The following is a 17,516-nucleotide window of genomic DNA, read 5'->3' as shown; positions in this document are numbered from 1 at the left end:
GCCGCGACGAGCGGTGAACGGCCGACTCAGAGCGTTTCCGGCCGTTTTATCCGCCTCCATTTTGTACAGTCGATACTCAGATGCCTACCGAAGGAGAGTCGATCGGCTTCGGTGCCCGATCGCAAGAGAACCTGCGCGCCGAGTTCGCCGGCCGCGACCTTGACCGTCACCTCGCGCTGTTCTACGAGTCGACGGCCGCGCAGCTCGACACCGTGTCCGCGTTCCTCTCGCACGGGCTCGCGACCGGGCATCGGTGCGTGTACCTCGCCGATGCGAACCCGCAGTCGCGGATCGAAGCGGCCCTTCGAGATGCAGACGTGGATGTCGCGGCGCGGGCCGCCGCCGGCGACCTCGCCGTCCGCGACGCGTCGGAGGTATACCTCGACGGCGGGTTCGACTCCAGCAACACCGTCACCGAGCTGCGGTCGGAGGCGGAACGGAGCGCCGCGGGCGGCTACGAGGGGCTCTGGCTCGCCGGGGAGAACACGTGGGCGTTCGGGGCCGAGAAGTCGTTTGACGAGATCGTTGATTTCGAGTTCGCGTTCGACTCGGCGTGCCCCGACGAGCCGGTGACCGCGCTGTGTCAGTACGACCTCCGACGGTTCGACGAGGCGGCGGCCGCGAAGGCGCTGCGGACGCACCGACAGGTCGTCTTCGACGGAACGCTCTGCGAGAACCCCTTTCACGTCTCGCTCGAAGCGTACCGCTCCGGAGACGCGGAACATCCCGACGCTCGACTCATGTTAGAGCAGGCCCGGGGACTGGCCGAGAGCAACCGGGAGCTGGATCGCCGCGAGGAGCGGCTCACCGTCCTCAACCGAGTGTTGCGCCACAACATCCGAAACGACCTCAACGTCGTCCAGGGGGTGCTCACCGAGCTGTCGAGGAGCGAGTCGCTGACGGCCGCCGAGGCCGACCGCGTCGCCGCCGCTGCGAGCCACGCGGACGCCGTCGTCGAGACGGCAGCGAAGGCACGGTACATCCAGCGGACGATCGGGCGCTCGACGGTCGAGCCGACGCCGCTCCGGCCGGCGATAGAGCGGGCTGTCGAAGAGGTCCGGATCGAGTATCCGAACGCGCGGATCCAAGCCCCTGCATCGCCGGAACACGTCGTTCTCGCGGACGTGAACCTCGACGTTGCGCTCGAAGAGGCGATCCGGAACGGGATCGTCCACCAGGACGACCCGACGCCGAGAGTCGAGATCGCGGTGTCGATTCCGACGAGCGAGCGGGTACGGATCGAGGTACAGAACCCGGGGTCGATCCCCGAACACGAGCTGCGGTGCCTCCGAGAGACCAGGGAGACGCCGCTCGCCCACGGCAGCGGGCTGGGGCTCTGGCTCATGCGGTGGATCGCCGAGTCGGCCAACGGGACCGTCGAGTTTGTGGACGCCGACGACCGGACGCGGGTCCGGTTCGAGCTGTACCGCGTCGGCGACTGACGGGCGATCAGTCGCCGACGCGGATCCGGCCGTGCCGGCGGGCGTCGGTCGTGTCGCCGGTGACGACGAATCCGATTGCCTCGTAGAACGCGACCAGGTCGTCGTCGAACGCGGCGGTGACGGTCTCGATAGCGGAGTCCGACCGCCCGCGATCGACCGCGGCCGCGAGGAGCGCGGAACCGATCCCCCCTCCCCGACGCGCACGCCTGACCGCGACGCCGTCGACGTGGAGCCGGTCGGGGTCGGGACGGGCGGCGACCAGCGCGCCGACGACCCCGCCGGTTCTGGTCGAGCGCGCGACGAGGGCGTCTCCGGCCGCGATCCGGTCGTCCACGGTCGCCGCGTCCGTCTCCAGCATCGCCGCGTCGAGGATCCGGAGGACGTCGAGACGGTCGTCGGGCGTCGCCCGCTCGACGATCACGTCCTCGGGCGGGTCGCGGGAACCGGCCGAGCCCGGCGGATCGTCGGCGGGGTCGGAGCTCTCGCTCACGCGCCGTCGCCCGTCGCGCCGCCCTTGATCAGCCGCAGGATCCGGACCTCGTCGGCGTCGACAATGCGGTCGCCGGGGACGGGCGAGCCGTCGACCAGCGCCGACGCCTCCTGCGGGTGGTAGCCGGCCTCGCGGACGAGGTCGTCGTAGGTGGCGTCGTCGGGGAGGTCGACCGCTCGGGTCCCCTCGCCGACGACCTCGACCGAGACGCGCATCGAGGGGCTACCCCTCCAGCCGCTCGCGGAGCAGCCCGTTCACCTCGCCGGGGTCGGCGCTGCCGCCCGTCTCCTGCATCACCTGGCCGACGAGGAAGTTGATCGCGCCCTCGTCGCCGTCGTGGTAGTCGCTCACGGCGTCCGGGTTGTCGTCGATCGCGGCGTCGACGGCGGCCTCGACCTCGCCGGAGTCGGCGACGCCGAGCCCCTCGCGCTCGATGACGGTCTCGGGGTCCTCGCCCGCGTCGAGCATCTCGCGCAGGACTACCTCCTCGGCGTTCTTCACCGTGAGCTCCTCGGCGTCGACCAGCTCGATCAGGCGCTTGAACTCGTCGAGGCGGTCCTCGACGTCCGTGATCGCCATCTCGCGGTAGTTGAGCTCGCCGAGCAGATTGTCGGCGACCCACGTCGCGGCGAGCTCGGGGTCGAACGACTCGGCCACGTCCTCGAAGAAGTCGGCGACGGCCTTCGTCGAGGTGAGCTTCGAGGCGGACTCGCGGTCGAGCCCGTACTCATCGCGGAAGCGCTCCCGGCGGGCGTCCGGCAGCTCCGGGATCGGGATCGACTCCTTCCAGTCCGACACCTCCAGCGCGGGCAGGTCGGCCTCCCGGAAGTAGCGGTAGTCCTTCTCGGCCTCCTTCGAGCGCATCGAGACGGTGACGCCGCGCGCCTCGTCCCAGTGACGCGTCTCCTGCTCGATCTCGCGGCCGCGCCGGAGCACGTTCTCCTGGCGGGTGACCTCGTACGCGAGCGCCTGCTCGGCGCCCTTGTGGCTGGAGATGTTCTTCACCTCGGCGCGGTTCACGTCCGCGAGGGCCTCGTCCGTGATCGTCCCGTCGTCTGCGACCCGGTCCTCCGGTACGAGCGAGACGTTGGCGTCGACGCGCAGGCTCCCGTCGCGGGTCGGGTCGAAGACGCCGAGGTATTCGAGGACTTCTTCGAGCTTCGCCAGGAACGCGCGCGTCTCCGCCGGCGACCGGAAGTCCGGCTCGGTGACGATCTCCATCAGCGGCGTCCCGGCGCGGTTGTAGTTCACGAGGGTGTGGGTCGCCGACTCGATGGAGCCGCCGGCGTGCTGGAGGCTCCCCGGGTCCTCCTCCAGGTGCGCCCGGGTGATCCCGATGGTGCGCGGCTCGCTGTCGACGCGCACTTCGAGCTCGCCCGACTGGCAGATCGGGGCGTCGTACTGCGTGAGCTGGAAGTTCTTCGGCAGGTCGGGGTAGTAGTAGTTCTTCCGGTGGAACGTCGTCGTCTCGGGGATGTCGGCGTCGATCGCCTTCCCCACCTTCACCGCGGCCTCGACGGCGGCCTCGTTGAGGACCGGCAGCGCGCCCGGCAGGCCGAGGCAGGTCGGGCAGGTGCGCGTGTTCGGCTCCTCGTCCTCCTCGGGCTCCGTCGAGCAGCCGCAGAAGATCTTCGTGTCGGTCTCGAGCTGGACGTGGACCTCCAGCCCGATCACGACCGTCCGCTCCTCCGTCGCGGCCTGAGTGCTCATTACCGGTCCGTTGTGAGCCGGCCACCTAAATCGTGTCGGGACCGATACGATGTCGATTCGGAGGCTCGTTCGCGTGGTTCTCGACTGTGTGTCGCTACTGCCGCTGACGCGGTGAACGGTTTCAAAGTCCCAGCCGCTCGGTGATACGCGGCCGATCCCGGATCGTCGGCGACCACCTCCAAAGTCCCAGCCGCTCGGTGATACGCGGCCGATCCCGGATCGTCGGCGACCACCTCCAAAGCCCCAGCCGCGAGGACGGCCCACGCTCGCTGCGCTCCTCAGTCGCTCACGTCGTTCGCTCCTTGCGGTGCTTGCATCGCCTGTGCCGTCCTCGCGGCTGCCCCTTTGAGTCCCACCCCGCCCAGCACGGCACCGCAACCCCACGCCTCCCCAGCCTCGTCGGTCGCCCTCCGCGTCGCTTCGGGCGACCGACTCCCTCGCACGCGCTGCTCGCGCCCGAAGGGCGCTCGCAGGCGCGCGCCACCGCAGCCGTTCCCGAGAAATCGTGCCGCGGTGCTCGCGCCGGTCTCCCCTCCGGCGCCGTTGCTAAACCCTTATGAGCGCGCGGGTGGGAGGAACGGCCGTATGAGCGACCTCCCGGACGACTTCGACTGCACCCTCACCAACTGGGAGTACATCTACGGGCTCTGCCGCAACGTCTCGAACGCGGTGAAACGGGCCGACTTCGAGCCGGACGTGGTCGTCGCCCTGGCCCGCGGCGGCTGGTTCGCGGGGCGGTGCGTCTGCGACTTCCTCGGGCTCAACGACCTGACGAGCCTGAAGATGGAGCACTACGTCGGGACCGCGGAGAAGAGCGGCGAGCCCCAGATCCGCTACCCGATGCCGGAGGGGAGCGTCGAGGGGAAAGACGTCCTGATCATCGACGACATCGCGGACACCGGCGGCTCGATCCGCCGCGCCGAGGAGTACGTCGACGACCGGGACGCCGCCGAGATCCGCACCGCGACGCTCCAGCTGCTCGGCACCTCCGAGTTCCAGCCGGACTTCGTCGGCGAGCGGCTCGAACAGTGGACGTGGGTCGTCTACCCGTGGAACTTCCTCGAAGACATGATCGACCTCACCGAGGGCGCGATGGAGCGCGCCGGCCAGGAGACGTTCGACCGCGACGACCTCCGCCACTACCTCGACGAGTACCACAGCATCGGCCGCATCGAGATGGAGGTCGCCCAGCCCGGCCGCCTCGACGAGGTGCTCGACGAGATGGTCCGCCGCGGCGTCGCCGACTCGGCGGGCGACGGGACCTGGCGACTCGCCGACTGACCGCCCGCGATGCCCGGAGACGACCCGGAGTCGGACGCTGCCGACGACCCCCACGGCGTCCCCGAACAGGCCCTCGACGCCCTCCTCGACGCCTCCGCCCTCAAGGACGAGCGGCGCACGGGGTGGCAGCTCCGCGGGGTCGACGACCCCGAGTCGGTCGCGGCCCACGCGTGGGGGGTCGCCTACCTCGTCCTCGCGCTCGGCGACCGGTTCCGCGGGGACCTCCCCGGCGTCGACCTCGACCGCGCGCTCCGGCTCGCGGTGGTCCACGACGTCGCCGAGGCGGAGACGGGCGACGTCGCGACCCGCGCCGACTCGACCGCGGACGCCGTCGACCCGGCCGCCAAGGAGGCCGCCGAGCGCGAGGCGATGCGCGACCTCGCCGGGCCGCTCCCCGACCGCGTCCGCGACGCGTGGGAGGCGTACGAGGCGCGCGAGTCGCCGGAGGCGATACTCGTCAAGGAGTGCGACCTCCTCGACGTCTGCCTCCAGGCCGTCCGCTACGAGCGCGACGACCGGTACGACCCCGCCGACGGCGATCCGGGGGCGTTCCGCGAGTACGACGACCTCGACGAGTTCTTCGCGACGACCGGGCCGCGGCTGCGGACCGAGACCGGGAACGCGCTGTTCGCTCGCCTCCGCGATCGGTACCGGGCCGCCCGTGACGGCGAGTGACGCGCACTACGACGGGGCGCGACCGCGGACTACGACGCGACGCGAGCGCTCAGTCCGACGCGCGCCACGCGGCGGCGGCCGCGTCGATCACCGCCAGCGCGTCTTCGCTGCCGTTCGCGTCTCCCTTCTCGAACTCCTCCTCGGTCTGGCCCATCTGGTTGGTCACGTGCGCGAAGCAGACGACCGGCCGGTCTCGGGCGTCCGCGAACGCGTAGAGGGCCGCCGCCTCCATCTCGACCGCGAGGATCCCCTCCGACCGGGCGCGTTCGATCGCGGTCTCCGTCTCCCGGAACGGCGCGTCCGTCGTCCACGACGCTCCCGTGTACACCGGTCTGGGCACCGCCTCGCACTCGCGCTCGACCGGCCTCAGGAGCTCGGGATCGAGGGACGCGTAGCGGTCCGCCGGCCGGTAGTGGTGGCTCGTCCCCTCGTCGCGGAGCGCGCGCTCGACGAGCACGAAGTACGGCGGGTCGTCCCGCGGGACGATCCGCCCCGAGGAGGTGACGCTCACGAGGAACTCGCAGCCGGCGGCGAACAGCTGCTCCGCGACGAGGACCGCGAACGACGCCCCGACGGCGCACCCGACGATTCCGAACTCCTCGCCGCCCCGCTCGAACCGGTAGAGCTCGGTGTGGTACCCCGGCCACGTCTCGTCCTGCTCGGCCTCTCCGGCCGCTCGCAGCCGGCGCACGACGTCCCCGTCCGGATCGAGGACGCAGACCTCCGGGACCGAGCGCTCCGGGAGCTCCTTCTGACGGCGGGCGTTCTCCAGCAGGGCGCTCGGCGCGAACACGGACGGTTCGTCGAACGCCTTCGCCTCGAACAGCGGGGACGCGTCCGCGTCGGACGGGTCGGTCATGTGGATCGGTTCGCGGAACTCGCGAAAGGGTGTTGCGGTCGGGCCCGCCTGCGCGCCTCCGACTCACCGGAGTCCGAGACGGTCCCCGAACCGCCGAGCGAGCGCTCCGATCGCGTAGCTACCCGCGGCGAGGACGACGGCTATCGGCGCCCAGAGCGCCGGCGCGCCGTGTCCGTAAAACGACAGCACGAACGCCACGGGCGCCGCCTCTCGCGTCGAGATCAGCCACGCGTAGAACGTCACCGGTCCGTACACCGGTCCGACCACCAGGGCCGTGCTGACGAGCAGTCCGCTTCCGGCGTACGCGGCGCCGACCGCGAGCAGGCCGCCGAGCAGGACGAACGGCAACAGGACCGCCTCGGGTATCGCGTCGAAAGCGGCGTGTGACGCGAACGCGAACAGCCCGGTCACGCCGAACAGCCCCGCGGCTACCGCGGCTCCCGACCGTCTCGGTGACGACCGGGTTCCGAGGAGCGCTCGCCGGAGGGCCGCGTTCGAGTCGAGGTCCATGTGTCCGTTCGGGAGGGCGCGGCGTCTCCGTCCGAGTACGCGGCCGCTCGGTATCCGTTTTGGGGTCCCTGCCGCGGTCCGACGGCGTCGCCGTCGCGTTCTACGTCCCCGCTGCCACGCCGACCTCCCGCTCGAACGCCTCCCGGAGCACGCGGATTGCCCGCCGCTTCGTCCCGTCGGGGACGAACACGAAGGGGATCGGCACGTCGAACGCGCGGTCGCCGTACAGCCCCCAGTCCCCGACCGACCGGGTCGTCCCGCCGTAGGCGATGGGGATGTCCTCCAGTTCGTCGGGGTCGTACGCGGGGACGTACGAGCGGTCGATCCACACCTCGTGGACGGGCACGTCGAGCGCGTCGGCGAGGAGCCGCTCCAGCCGGTCGTCGCCCTCGGTGAGCCACGCCGTGAAGTCGTCGAGGTCGGGGGCGCGTCCCTCGCCGGAACCGCCCGCGTCGCCGTCGCGGTCACCGCCGCCGTCGCGGTCATCGCCGAGGTCGCCGCCGATCCGGTCGGCCAGCGCGATCCGGTGTTTCCAGCAGGTGGCCGGGAAGCGGCGCCCGCGGAAGCGGTCGTACATCGACGCCAGCGTCGAGTCGGGGTGCTCGCGGGCGGCGACCTTGAGTCGTTCGAGCACGGCGTTGTCGTCGAGCTCCCGCGAGAGCACGCCGTCGACCGTCACCGGGCTCTCGCCGGTCACGCGCTCGTACTCGCCGAGCAGCTCCTGGAGGAGGCGGTTCGCGTAGACGGCCTTGTGATGCTGGGTGACCCACATGTACAGCGCGATCCGGCCTTCGAGGTAGTTCCCGATGGTCGAGAGCGCCTTCTCGGTGAGCGCGAGCCCGGCCTCGGGATGGGCGGTGTAGGCGTCGACCATGCGGTCGACGTCGAAGCTCAGTACGCCCGCGCCGGTCATCTGATTGTCGCGGGTGATGTAGTCGAGCCGGTCGACGTCGATTGGCGAGTGGAGCAGCTGCGCGCCGACGCCGTACTGCCAGGGCTCGCCGCGCTCGTACGCGAGGCTGTAGCCGAGCACGTACGCGCACACCTCGAACGGGTCCACGTCGAACGAGCGCAGCGCGCCGCCGTACTCCTCGACGATGAGTACGCAGCCGAGCAGCTCGTGCGGGCTCGCCGACCGGAGCGGCGCCCCGCCGACGCCCGCCCGGTCGAAGGCGTCGACCAGCCCGGCGTCGGCGACCCGCTCCCGGAGGACCCCCTCGTCGAGGAACGACTCGGAGAGGTGCGAGAAGGGCGGATGCCCCACGTCGTGGAGCAGGCAGGCGCACTCCAGCGTGCGCTGGATCTCCTCCAGCTCGTCGGTCGTCGCGTCCCGCGTGAAGTACGGCTGCCGGCGGAGGTTCTCGAAGACGGTCCGCCCGAGGTGGTAGACGCCGAGCGAGTGCTCGAACCGCGTGTGGTTCGCCCCGGGGTAGACGAGGTGCGTCGCCGAGAGCTGGCGGACGTACCGCAGCCGCTGGAACGGGCGGGTGTCGACGACGCCGTCGACGAGCGCGTCCGGCAGCTCCACGTAGCCGTGCACGGGGTCTTTGATCTGCGTGGTCGGCATCCGGATGTCCGACCGACGACCGCCCGGACCGTCGCTCTTTCGGTCGCGCGTCGGGCGCCCGCACCCCGCCGAGTCCGTCCCTATAAGTACCGAGCGCGCCGACCCGCGGGCATGGTATCGGAGCACGGCGACGACACGGCTCGCGCCGACGGCGCCGGGGACGACGCCGCCCGCGAGACCGGCTCCCCGCTCGTCGACCGGTGGACCGCGCTCGACCGCGGCTGGCAGGCGCTCGCGCTCGGGCTGGGGGTCGTCGCCGCCCACGCCGCGGGACAGGTCGCGGGCCTCCTCTGATGGGCGTCGCCGCCGCCGCTCGGCCGTACCTCCCCGGCCTCGCGCTGCTGGCCGCCGGGGCGGTCCTCGCAACCCTCGTCGCCGGCGCGGTCGCCGGGCTCTCCCCGCTCGTCGTCGCGGTCGCGCTCGGCGCGCTCGTCGGGAACGCGGTCGGGACGCCCGAGGCCGCGAAGCCGGGCGTCGGCGTCGACAAGCTCCTCTTGGAGACCGGGATCGTCCTGCTCGGCGCCGCGGTCGTCGTCGAGGAGTTCCTCGCCGCGGGGCCGACCGTGCTCGGCATGGTCGTCGCGACGGTCGCCGGCGGCCTGCTGCTCGCCGAGCTGATCGCCCGCGTGCTCTTCCGGCTCGACGGGACCACGCCCTCGCTGCTGGCGGCGGGCGCGAGCGTCTGCGGGGTCTCCGCTGTCGTCGCCGTCGGACGCGTGCTCGACGCGCGCGGCTCGGCGATCACCTTCGCGGCGGCGACCGTGCTCCTCTTCGACGCCGTCACGCTCGTCGCGTTCCCGATCGCGGGGGAGTGGCTCGGGCTCACCGGCCGGCAGTTCGGCGTCTGGGCCGGCGTGAGCATGTTCTCGACCGGCCCCGTCGCGGCCGCGGGGTTCGCCCACTCGCCCGAGGCCGGCCAGTGGGCGACCGTGACGAAGCTCGCGCGCAACGCCCTGCTGGGGGGCGTCGCCGTCGCGTACTCGCTGGCGTACACCGCGCGATCGGCGACCGACCCCGGCGTACGCCGGGTCTGGGCCGAGTTCCCGAAGTTCCTGCTCGGCTTCCTCGCGGTCGCCGCGGTCGCGAACAGCGGGCTCCTCTCGCCGGCCGCGCTGGCGTCGATCGGGCGCGTCTCGGACGCGCTGTTCACGCTGGCGTTCGTCGGCCTCGGCCTCTCGATCCGGCTCCGCGAGATGCGCGACGTCGGCGGGGCCGCGGTCGGCGCCGTCCTCGTCCACCTGCTCGTCGTGAGCGCGCTCGCGCTGGCGGCGGTGCGGTGGCTGCTGTAGTCCCCGTTTTACATGACTCCTTATAAGTAGCGAGCCGCCGCACTCCGGGTATGGGCACCATCGGCTTCATCGGCGGCAGCGGCATCTACGAGGCGCTCCCCCTGAACGACGTGCGCGAGGTCGAGTACGACACCCCCTACGGCGAGCCGAGCGACGCGATCACGATCGGCGAGTTCGCGGACACGGGCAGAGAGGTCGCCTTCCTCCCGCGGCACGGCTCCGACCACGGCGTCTCGCCCACCGACCTCCCGTACCGCGCGAACATGTACGCGCTGAAGCGGGCGGGCGTCACCCACGTCTTCGCGTCGAACGCGGTTGGAAGTCTGAAAGAGGAACTGGGGCCCGGCACGCTCGTCATCCCCGATCAGATATACGACCGCACCAAGCGCCGCGACCTCTCCTTCTACGGCGACGGCGTCGTCGTCCACCAGCCGTTCGCGGACCCGTACAGCCCGGAGCTGGTCGACCACCTGACCGAGGCGGCCGAGTCGGCGGCACCCGCCGACACGAAGGTGGTGAAGGGCGGCACGTACGTCTGCATCGAGGGGCCGCAGTACTCCACGCGCGCGGAGTCGGAGTTCTACAGGAGCCAGGGGTGGGACCTCGTCGGCATGACCGCGATCCCGGAGGCGAAGCTCGCCCGCGAGGCCGAGATCGCGTACGCGACGATCGCGGGCGTCACCGACTACGACGTCTGGAAGGAAGACAGCGAGGTGACGCTCGAAGAGGTGCTCGAAAACGCCGAGAAGAACCAGGCGGCGATCAAGGCCGCGGTCGAGGAGGCCGTCCGGACGCTCCCCGAAGATCTGGAGTGCGACGCGCACACGTCGCTCGACGGCACCGTCAACACGCCGACCGAGGCGATTCCGGAAGAAACGCAGGAGCGCGTCGAGCCGCTGCTCGGCGACTACCTGTGAACAATTTTGCGGTGCGGTGGCGCGTGCCGACGAGCGCCCGCAGGGCGCGAGTCGCACGCGCGAGGGACGCGGCGACCGAAGCGAAGCGGAGGGAGCCGCGAGGTTGGGGAGGTGTGAGGCTGCAGTTGCTGTGAGGGTGGGACTCGAAGGGGCAGCCGCGAGGGCGAAGCCCGGCGACGCAAGCACTGGAACGAGGGAGCGTCAGCGACCGAGTGAAGCGCGCAGCGAGCCGCGCGAGCCGTCGCGGCTGGGGCTTTGGAGGTGTTCACCGCCGATCTACAGTTGCCAATCACGTACCACCGAGCGGCTGGGGCTTTGGAGGTGTTCACCGCCGATCTACAGTTGCCAATCACGTACCACCGAGCGGCTGGGGCTTTGGAGGTGTTCGCCGCGGGAGCGACGGCGTCTCAGTCGTCGAACACGGCGAACGTGAACGCCGAGTCGGACTCACGGGTGAGCCGCTCGGAGCCGTCGTGGTCGCGCAGCTGCCCCTCGTCCATCGAGTCGTGGGCTTCTTCGACCGCCTCCGGCGCCAGCTTCTCCGTCACCTCGAAGGTCGTCACGGGGCTGATCAGTCCCCAGACGGCGCCGATCGAGTGCGCGAAGAAGGCGACCGGCGTGAGCGCGAGGTAGACCGGCCACGTGAGGGGGTGTTTGTCGTACCTGGCGGTCCCGACGAGTTTGTACACGAACAGGATCCCGACCAGCGCCAGTGACGCGGTCTGGTACCATTCCATCGCCGGCGCGGTGCCCGGGAGGAGTATCGACGCGACCGCGAGCAGCGGCACGAGCGGCGAGAACGCCCACGCGACGATCCGCGTGTAATACACGGGCCGATAGGCGAGCGGGAGGAGCCCCCCGTCGGCGCGCGTCCCGGAGATCCACCGACGGCGCTGTTTGGCCATCGCGCGCAGCGACGGGGGCGCCTGGTTCCGGAACCGCACGTCGAGGACGGCGAAGGAGACGCCCGCGCGGTCGGCGGCCCGCCAGATGAAGTTCGTGTCCTCGGTGATCGTCGCGACGTCCCACGTGATCGCGTCCTCCAGCGAATGCCGGACCGCGACGCCGCCGCCCCACGCGTACAGCGGGTACCGGAGGCGGTGGAACGCGAACTGCTCGTACTGGTAGCCGACGCGGAAGATCTCGCTCAGGTACGTGAGCCGCGACCCCGTGTACAGCGGCTTCTCGGTGAACTGGACCACGTCGGCGTCGGGCAGCCCCTCGAAGCCGGCCATGATGGTGTCCTCGTCGAGGTACAGCACGTACTCGCGGTCGCAGGGCACCTCGCGGCGGGCCCACTCGACGGCCCGCCCCTTGTTCGTCGCGGCGCACTCGAAGGAGTCCGGGACGACGTGAACGTCAGCGCCGTCGACGTCGATCGGTTCCTCCGCGATCACGCGCACGTCGTCGAGCCCCGCCGGCACCGCGTTCACCGTGGCCTGAACGACCGCCGCCGCGTCGACGGTGAGGATTCGAACTTGGACGTCGTCGTACCCCCACTCGACCTCGTCGGGGGCGACGCGGCCGCCGCGCGCGAGGACGACGGATTCGAAGAGCCACCACGCCGACGAGGCGCCGTACAGGACGAGCGCGACCCACAGCGCCGCGACGACGACGGCGAGGAGGGGGTTGCCCGCGACGAACTGGAACACGCGGAACGGTGCGGGCGGCCGGACAATCAGCGTGGCGGTGTCCGGACCGCGACGGCCTCGGATGACGGGGTTCGCGGAGAGCGACCGCGGCGCCGGTCAGTCCGCGATCGCTTCCGACTCCCCGGTCGCCGCCGCCGGGTCCTTCACCCACAGGTCGCCGAAGAAGTCGTCCTGCTGGAGCCGCACCGAGCCGCGGTGGGCCATGAACAGCAGCGCGAGGTACGTCATGAACGGGCGGCCGCCCGCGGTCTCGATCTCCGCGAACAGCACCTCCGTGCGACCGCGGTCGAAGTGGGTCCGGAGGGCGTTGTCGATCTCCACGATCACCTCCTCGATGTCCTCGTCGTGGGTGCGGTCGGTCGCCTCGCCCGCTGTCGGCTCCCCGTCCCGCCGGAACTCGTCGCCCGCGCGGTAGTCGAGCGTCTGGGTGCCGCGGTCGTACCCCTGCGGCGACTCCGAGGTGTCGTACTCGCGGGAGTCCTTCCACCACGAGCCGCGCTCGGCCTCGCGCAGCTCGCGGACCAGCTCGTCGAGCGTCTCGGGTGACCCCCGGGTGTTCTTCCGGTCGAGCCGCCGGTCCATCTCGGCCTCCAGCTCGTCGACCGGGTCGACGTCGCCGTCGGCGGGGTCGGGCGCGCCGCCCTCCATCGCGACCTCCCACGGCTCCGGCTCGGGCTCCTCGTCCTCGTCGTCGTCGGCCAACATCCCGTCGCTCTTCATCCGGAGCAGGACGCTGGCGTAAAAGAGCGCTCGGCCGGTCGTCCGGAGGTCCGTCTCGTCGAGGCGCTCCAGGAAGGCGTCCGTCACCTGCACGATGTCGATGTCCCAGGGCTCGATCTCGCCCTCCTCGGCGAGCTGGACGAGGAGCTCGACGGGCTCGACCTCGCCGTCATCGTCGACGCCCGCATCGCTGTCGCTGGCGTCACCTCCCGCGTCGCCCGTGGCCGGTTCGTCGCCTCCGAGCGTTTCCGGCGTCGCCCCGTCGTGCGCCCCGACGTCGCGATCGCTCGTCAGGTCGAGGTCCGGGACGCCGTCGTCCGAGCCGCCGCCGCCCGCGCCCGCCGACTCCGGCGGCTCAGTCATCCGCCGTCACCTCCTCGTCCCCGTCGCCGTCGTCGCCGAACTGCATCCCGGTGACCGCGGAGAGGTTGTCGCCCTGCATCGTGACGCCGATCGCGCGGTCGGAGCGCTCCAGCAGCGCCGAGCGGTGGCCGACCACGACGAACTGGGCGTCCGCGGCCAGCTCCTCGATCATCTCGCCGACGCGCTCGGCGTTGACGGCGTCGAGGAACGCGTCGATCTCGTCGAGCGCGTAGAACGGCGCGGGGTTGTGCCGCTGGACCGCGAAGATGAAGGAGAGGGCGGTCAGCGACTTCTCGCCGCCGCTCATCGCGTCGAGCCGCTGAACCGGCTTGTCCGCGGGCTGCGCCCGCATCGTCAGCCCCTCCTCGAACGGGTCCTCGGGGTTCTCCAAGAGGAGCTCGCCGCTGCCGGCCGAGAGGCGGGCGAAGATGTCCTCGAAGTGGTCGTTGATCGACTCGAACGTCTGCATGAACGTCTCCCTCTTCGCCGCCTCGTACCCCTCGATACGCTCCTCGATCGCGTCGCGCTCCTTGACCAAGACGTCCCGGCGCTCCCGCAGCTGATCGAGCGCCTCCTGCACCTCGTCGTACTCGTCGATCGCGAGCATATTGACGGGCTCTAACGCCTCCATCTCGGCCTCCAGCTCCTCGATCCGCGACTCGACCTCGTCGAGGTCGGGGATCTCGTCGGCGTCGTAGTCGCCGACCTGCGACTCCAGCTCGTCGATCTCCCACGCCAGCCGGTCGCGGCGGTCGGTCAGGTCCTCCAGGTCGGACTCCGCCGCCGAGACGAGCGAGCGCTGCTCGTCCCGTTCGCGGGTCGCTTCCTTGATCTCCTCGCGGAGGTCCTCGCGGTCGGCCTTCAGCTCCGTGAGCTCCTCCTCGAGATCGGCGATCGCCGCCTTCTTTTCCTCGAGCTCGGCCTCCTTCTCCTCGATCGCGGCCTCGTGCTCGGCGATCGCCTCCTCGGCGTCGGCCTTCCGGTTCTGCGCTTCCTCGACGGTGTCGTGAAGCTCGTCGACGGCGTCCTCGGCGTACTCCTTCTCTAACTCCAGCTCGTTCTGCCGACCGTCGAGCGAGCTCATCCGGTCTTCCAGCTCCGCGATCTCGTCGCGGATCTCGTCGGCGCGCTCGGAGAGCTCCGGGATCTCCGAGTCCGCGAGCTCCGCCTCGATATCGTCGATCTCGGCCTCCAGGTCCGAGATCTCCGAGTCGAGCTCGGCGAGCGTCCCGTCGATCTCGCTCATCTCCTCGTCGACCGACTCGCGCTCGGCCTCCAGCTCCTCGAGCTCGGCCTCCAGCTCGTCGATGCGCTCCTCGGCGTCCGCCAGCTCGTCCTCTGCGCGCTCGACGTTGGCCTCCAGCGACCGGACGCGCTCGGCGGCGTCGGCCTTCCGGTCGCGCGCGTCGTCGATGTCGTCTTCGAGGGCGTCGATCTCGGCCTGTAGCGACTGCCGCTCGTCCTCCAGCTCCGATATCTCCGCGGCGAGCCGTTCGAGCTTCCCGCCGCCCGACTTCGTGAACGCGTACCGCGAGCCGCCGCCGGAGCCGCCGGTCATCGCGCCCGACTTCTCGACGAGGTCGCCGTCGAGGGTGACCATCCGGTAGTCGCCCATCAGTTCCCGGGCGGTGTCCATCTCCTCCACGACGAGCGTCGAGCCGAGCACGTACGAGAACACCGAGGCGTACGCGGCGTCGTAGTCGACGAGGTTCCGCGCGAAGTCGACGACGCCCGGCAGCGAGGGCTTCCGCGGGAGGCTCCGGTCGTCCATCTCCGTGATCGGGAGGAAGGTGGCCCGGCCCGCGTTCCGCCGCTTGAGGTAGTCGATACACGTCGAGCCGACGCCGTCGTCGTCGACGACGACGTTCGCGAGCCGGCCACCGGCGGCCGTCTCGCAGGCCTCGGCGTACTCGGCCTCGACCGAGCCCAGCTCGCCGACCGCGCCGTGGACCCCGTCGATGCCGCCGTTCTTCACCTCCGTCACCGCGCGCGGCCAGGAGGCGTCGCCGCGCTCGTCGGCCGCCGCCTCGAGCTTGGCGTACTCGTTCTGCTTCTCGCGGAGCTCCGCTTCGACCGCCTCCAGGTCCTCGCTCCTCTCCGCCTTCTCCGAGAAGAGGTCGGCGACCGCCTCCTCGATCGTCGCCTCGTTCTTCTCGGCCTTGTCGAGCTCGCTGCGGAGCTCGGAGATCCGCGCTTTGTGCTCCGGAAGCGACTCGCGGGCCTCCTCCAGCTCGGTCCGCGCCTCGCTCACCGCGTTCGAGCGCCGGCGCGCCTCGTCGAGCAGGCGGTCCTTCTCGCGCTGCGTCTCGTTCTTCTCCTCGCGCAGCGACTCGATCGCCTCCTTCTTCTCGGCGAGCTCGTCTTTCAGCTCGTCGAACTCGGTGTCGGCGCCCTCGATCTCGGCCTCGACGTCCGCCAGCTCGGACCGTTTCGTCGCGATCTCGGACTTGACGGACGCCTTCTCGACTTTCACCTCGCGGATCTCCGCGTCGAGCTCCTCGATCGTCTCCTCCTTCCGGTCGATCTGGACGAACGCGTCGCGCCGCTCCGTCTCCGCCTCGGCGGCGCGCTCCTCGGCCGCCTCGATCTTGTCCTCCAGCCGCGAGATCTCGCCTTTCACCTCCTCGATCTCCGACCGAATCTGAATCTGCTCGTCCTCGCCCTTCGTCTCGATCTCGTGGTTGAGGTCGGCCAGGTCCTCCTCAAGCCGGGTGAGTTTCCCCTGTCTCGCGTCGAGCGCCTCGCGGAGCTCCGCGAGTTCGGCCTCCGCCTCGTCGATGTCGGCCTCGATGTCGTCGAGCGCCTCGCGCTTCTCCTCCAGCTCGGAGGCCTTGCGGAAGCCGCGGTACTCCTCCAGCTCCTCGCGGAACCGTTGGTACTGAAGCGCGGTCTCGCGCTCGTCGGCCAGCCGGTCGAGCCGGTCCTCCTTCTCGCCGATCCGGAGGTCGGCCTCGCCGATGCGCTCCCCGACCGTGTCCAGCTCCTCGTAGGCGGCCTCCTTCTTCTCGTCGAACTCGGCGACGCCCGCGATCTCGTCGACGATCCCCCGCCGCTGGTAGGGGGTCATGTTGATGATCTCGGTCACGTCGCCCTGCATCACCACGTTGTACCCCTCGGGCGTCACGCCCGCGGCCGCGAGCAGGTCCTGCACGTCCGAGAGGTTCACCGAGCGCCCGTTGAGGTAGTAGTACGAGTAGTAGTTGTCCTCGGTCTCCTTCACGCGGCGTTTGATCGTGATCTCGGAGACGTCGCCGACGTTCTCCGTCCCGGCCGCGGAGACGACCTGCGACCGGTCGAGGGTGCCGTCCTCGTTCGAGAGCACCACCGTCACCGAGGCCTCGTTCGGGCCGCCGGAGCCCTCGCCGTCGTCGTGGCCGGGGTTGTAGATCAGGTCGGTGAGCTTCTTCGCCCTGATCCCGCGGGTGCGCGCCAGTCCGAGCGCGAAGAGGACCCCGTCGATGATGTTCGACTTCCCGGAGCCGTTCGGCCCCGTGATGACCGTGAAGTCGTTGTAAAAGGGGATCCTCGTCGTCCGCCCGAAGCTCTTGAACCCGTCCAGAACGACTTCGCTGATGTGCATGTGACGCGGGGGTGCGGAGGCGGACTACGCGACGATGATGTCGCTGTCCGACTCCTCGTCGTCGCTCGTTGCCTCGGACTCCCCGGCCTCGGCGTCCGGCGTCGTCGCCTCCTGCTCGGGGACGACCATGTCGTCGCTCTCGGCGTCGGCACCGGCGCCGGCGGCCTCGTCGGCGCCCTCGCCGCCCGTCCGCTCGACGACCTCGACGTGGTCGTCGGAGTGCGTCCGCGTCTCGCCGCCGGCCGATTCGGTCGGCTCGTCTGCGGCCGACGCCGTCGCAGTCTCGGCGGTCCCCGGGTCCTCGCCCGCGGCCCCCGCCTGAACGGACACCTCCTGCGCGTCCTCGACCTGTCGGACGCGCTCTTTCATCTCGACCAGCTCCTCCGTGAGCCCGTTGACCGCCGCCTGCAGCTCCGCGACCTGTCGTTCGAGGTCCTCGACGCGGTTACTCATATACACAC

General features: G+C 70.8%; 16 protein-coding genes. 6 read left to right on the top strand and 10 right to left on the bottom strand.

Annotation, left to right across the window (positions count from 1 at the left end; genetic code table 11):
- Positions 1 to 80: 80 nt before the first annotated feature.
- On the top strand, positions 81 to 1,442 hold the full coding sequence (locus NO900_RS10070) for an MEDS domain-containing protein (RefSeq protein ID WP_256409094.1): 1,362 nt from the start codon (positions 81 to 83) through the stop codon (positions 1,440 to 1,442).
- Between the two features lie 7 nt (positions 1,443 to 1,449).
- On the opposite strand, the gene NO900_RS10065 is transcribed toward NO900_RS10070, so the two are convergent.
- Genes NO900_RS10065 through gatB form a run of 3 tightly spaced genes read right to left on the bottom strand, consistent with a single transcriptional unit; the run spans position 1,450 to position 3,642 of the window.
- The gene (locus NO900_RS10065) at positions 1,450 to 1,932 is read right to left on the bottom strand and encodes a GNAT family N-acetyltransferase (RefSeq protein ID WP_321169221.1); all 483 of its coding nucleotides are present in this window, start codon (positions 1,930 to 1,932) and stop codon (positions 1,450 to 1,452) included.
- Positions 1,929 to 2,147 carry a ubiquitin-like small modifier protein SAMP2 gene (gene samp2, locus NO900_RS10060; RefSeq protein ID WP_256409093.1) on the bottom strand — a complete coding sequence of 73 codons (219 nt, stop codon included), beginning with the start codon at positions 2,145 to 2,147 and terminating at the stop codon, positions 1,929 to 1,931. The genes NO900_RS10065 and samp2 overlap by 4 nt, the downstream gene beginning before the upstream one ends.
- A 7-nt stretch (positions 2,148 to 2,154) precedes the next feature.
- The gene (gene gatB, locus NO900_RS10055; RefSeq protein ID WP_256409092.1) at positions 2,155 to 3,642 is read right to left on the bottom strand and encodes an Asp-tRNA(Asn)/Glu-tRNA(Gln) amidotransferase subunit GatB; all 1,488 of its coding nucleotides are present in this window, start codon (positions 3,640 to 3,642) and stop codon (positions 2,155 to 2,157) included.
- A 585-nt stretch (positions 3,643 to 4,227) separates the two neighbouring features.
- Here gatB and NO900_RS10050 point away from each other — a divergent pair.
- Both NO900_RS10050 and NO900_RS10045 read left to right on the top strand, forming a co-directional pair.
- On the top strand, positions 4,228 to 4,923 hold the full coding sequence (locus NO900_RS10050) for a phosphoribosyltransferase (protein ID WP_256409091.1): 696 nt from the start codon (positions 4,228 to 4,230) through the stop codon (positions 4,921 to 4,923).
- A 9-nt stretch (positions 4,924 to 4,932) separates the two neighbouring features.
- Positions 4,933 to 5,598 carry an HD domain-containing protein gene (locus NO900_RS10045; protein ID WP_256409090.1) on the top strand — a complete coding sequence of 222 codons (666 nt, stop codon included), beginning with the start codon at positions 4,933 to 4,935 and terminating at the stop codon, positions 5,596 to 5,598.
- Positions 5,599 to 5,647: 49 nt separating this feature from the next.
- On the opposite strand, the gene NO900_RS10040 is transcribed toward NO900_RS10045, so the two are convergent.
- The 3 genes from NO900_RS10040 to NO900_RS10030 all read right to left on the bottom strand — a co-directional run bounded on the left by NO900_RS10040 (position 5,648) and on the right by NO900_RS10030 (position 8,534).
- Positions 5,648 to 6,457: a nucleoside phosphorylase gene (locus tag NO900_RS10040; RefSeq protein WP_256409089.1), complete on the bottom strand. Its 810-nt coding sequence runs from the start codon at positions 6,455 to 6,457 to the stop codon at positions 5,648 to 5,650.
- Between the two features lie 63 nt (positions 6,458 to 6,520).
- Positions 6,521 to 6,967: a hypothetical protein gene (locus NO900_RS10035; RefSeq protein ID WP_256409088.1), complete on the bottom strand. Its 447-nt coding sequence runs from the start codon at positions 6,965 to 6,967 to the stop codon at positions 6,521 to 6,523.
- Positions 6,968 to 7,067: 100 nt separating this feature from the next.
- A complete protein-coding gene (locus NO900_RS10030) occupies positions 7,068 to 8,534 on the bottom strand; it encodes an HD domain-containing protein (protein WP_256409087.1) in 1,467 nt (488 codons plus the stop codon).
- A gap of 111 nt (positions 8,535 to 8,645) precedes the next feature.
- Between NO900_RS10030 and NO900_RS10025 the strand changes: the two genes are divergently transcribed.
- The 3 genes from NO900_RS10025 to mtnP are packed head-to-tail and all read left to right on the top strand — an operon-like array spanning position 8,646 to position 10,740.
- A complete protein-coding gene (locus NO900_RS10025) occupies positions 8,646 to 8,828 on the top strand; it encodes a hypothetical protein (protein ID WP_256409086.1) in 183 nt (60 codons plus the stop codon).
- Complete coding sequence (locus NO900_RS10020) at positions 8,828 to 9,823, top strand: YeiH family protein (protein WP_256409085.1); 996 nt, start codon at positions 8,828 to 8,830, stop codon at positions 9,821 to 9,823. The genes NO900_RS10025 and NO900_RS10020 overlap by 1 nt, the downstream gene beginning before the upstream one ends.
- Before the next feature lie 50 nt (positions 9,824 to 9,873).
- Positions 9,874 to 10,740: an S-methyl-5'-thioadenosine phosphorylase gene (mtnP, locus tag NO900_RS10015; protein ID WP_256409084.1), complete on the top strand. Its 867-nt coding sequence runs from the start codon at positions 9,874 to 9,876 to the stop codon at positions 10,738 to 10,740.
- 407 nt (positions 10,741 to 11,147) lie between these two features.
- Here the strand turns inward: mtnP and NO900_RS10010 are convergent, their stop codons facing one another.
- From NO900_RS10010 to NO900_RS09995, 4 genes are all read right to left on the bottom strand, one after another.
- Positions 11,148 to 12,392, bottom strand: a complete 1,245-nt coding sequence (locus NO900_RS10010; RefSeq protein ID WP_256409083.1) for a glycosyltransferase family 2 protein — start codon at positions 12,390 to 12,392, stop codon at positions 11,148 to 11,150.
- 96 nt (positions 12,393 to 12,488) lie between these two features.
- A complete protein-coding gene (locus NO900_RS10005; RefSeq protein ID WP_256409082.1) occupies positions 12,489 to 13,475 on the bottom strand; it encodes a segregation and condensation protein A in 987 nt (328 codons plus the stop codon).
- On the bottom strand, positions 13,468 to 17,055 hold the full coding sequence (gene smc, locus NO900_RS10000; RefSeq protein WP_256409081.1) for a chromosome segregation protein SMC: 3,588 nt from the start codon (positions 17,053 to 17,055) through the stop codon (positions 13,468 to 13,470). Before smc ends, NO900_RS10005 begins: the two co-directional genes overlap by 8 nt.
- Positions 17,056 to 17,079: 24 nt before the next feature.
- Entirely contained in the window at positions 17,080 to 17,508 is a 429-nt protein-coding gene (locus NO900_RS09995; protein WP_256409080.1) for a DUF7518 family protein, read from the bottom strand.
- Between the last annotated feature and the right edge of the window lie 8 nt (positions 17,509 to 17,516).

The organism is Halorubrum rutilum, from assembly GCF_024494565.1.
Note: the sequence above shows the minus strand (reverse complement) of the source record. Positions and strands in the feature narration are given on the sequence as shown.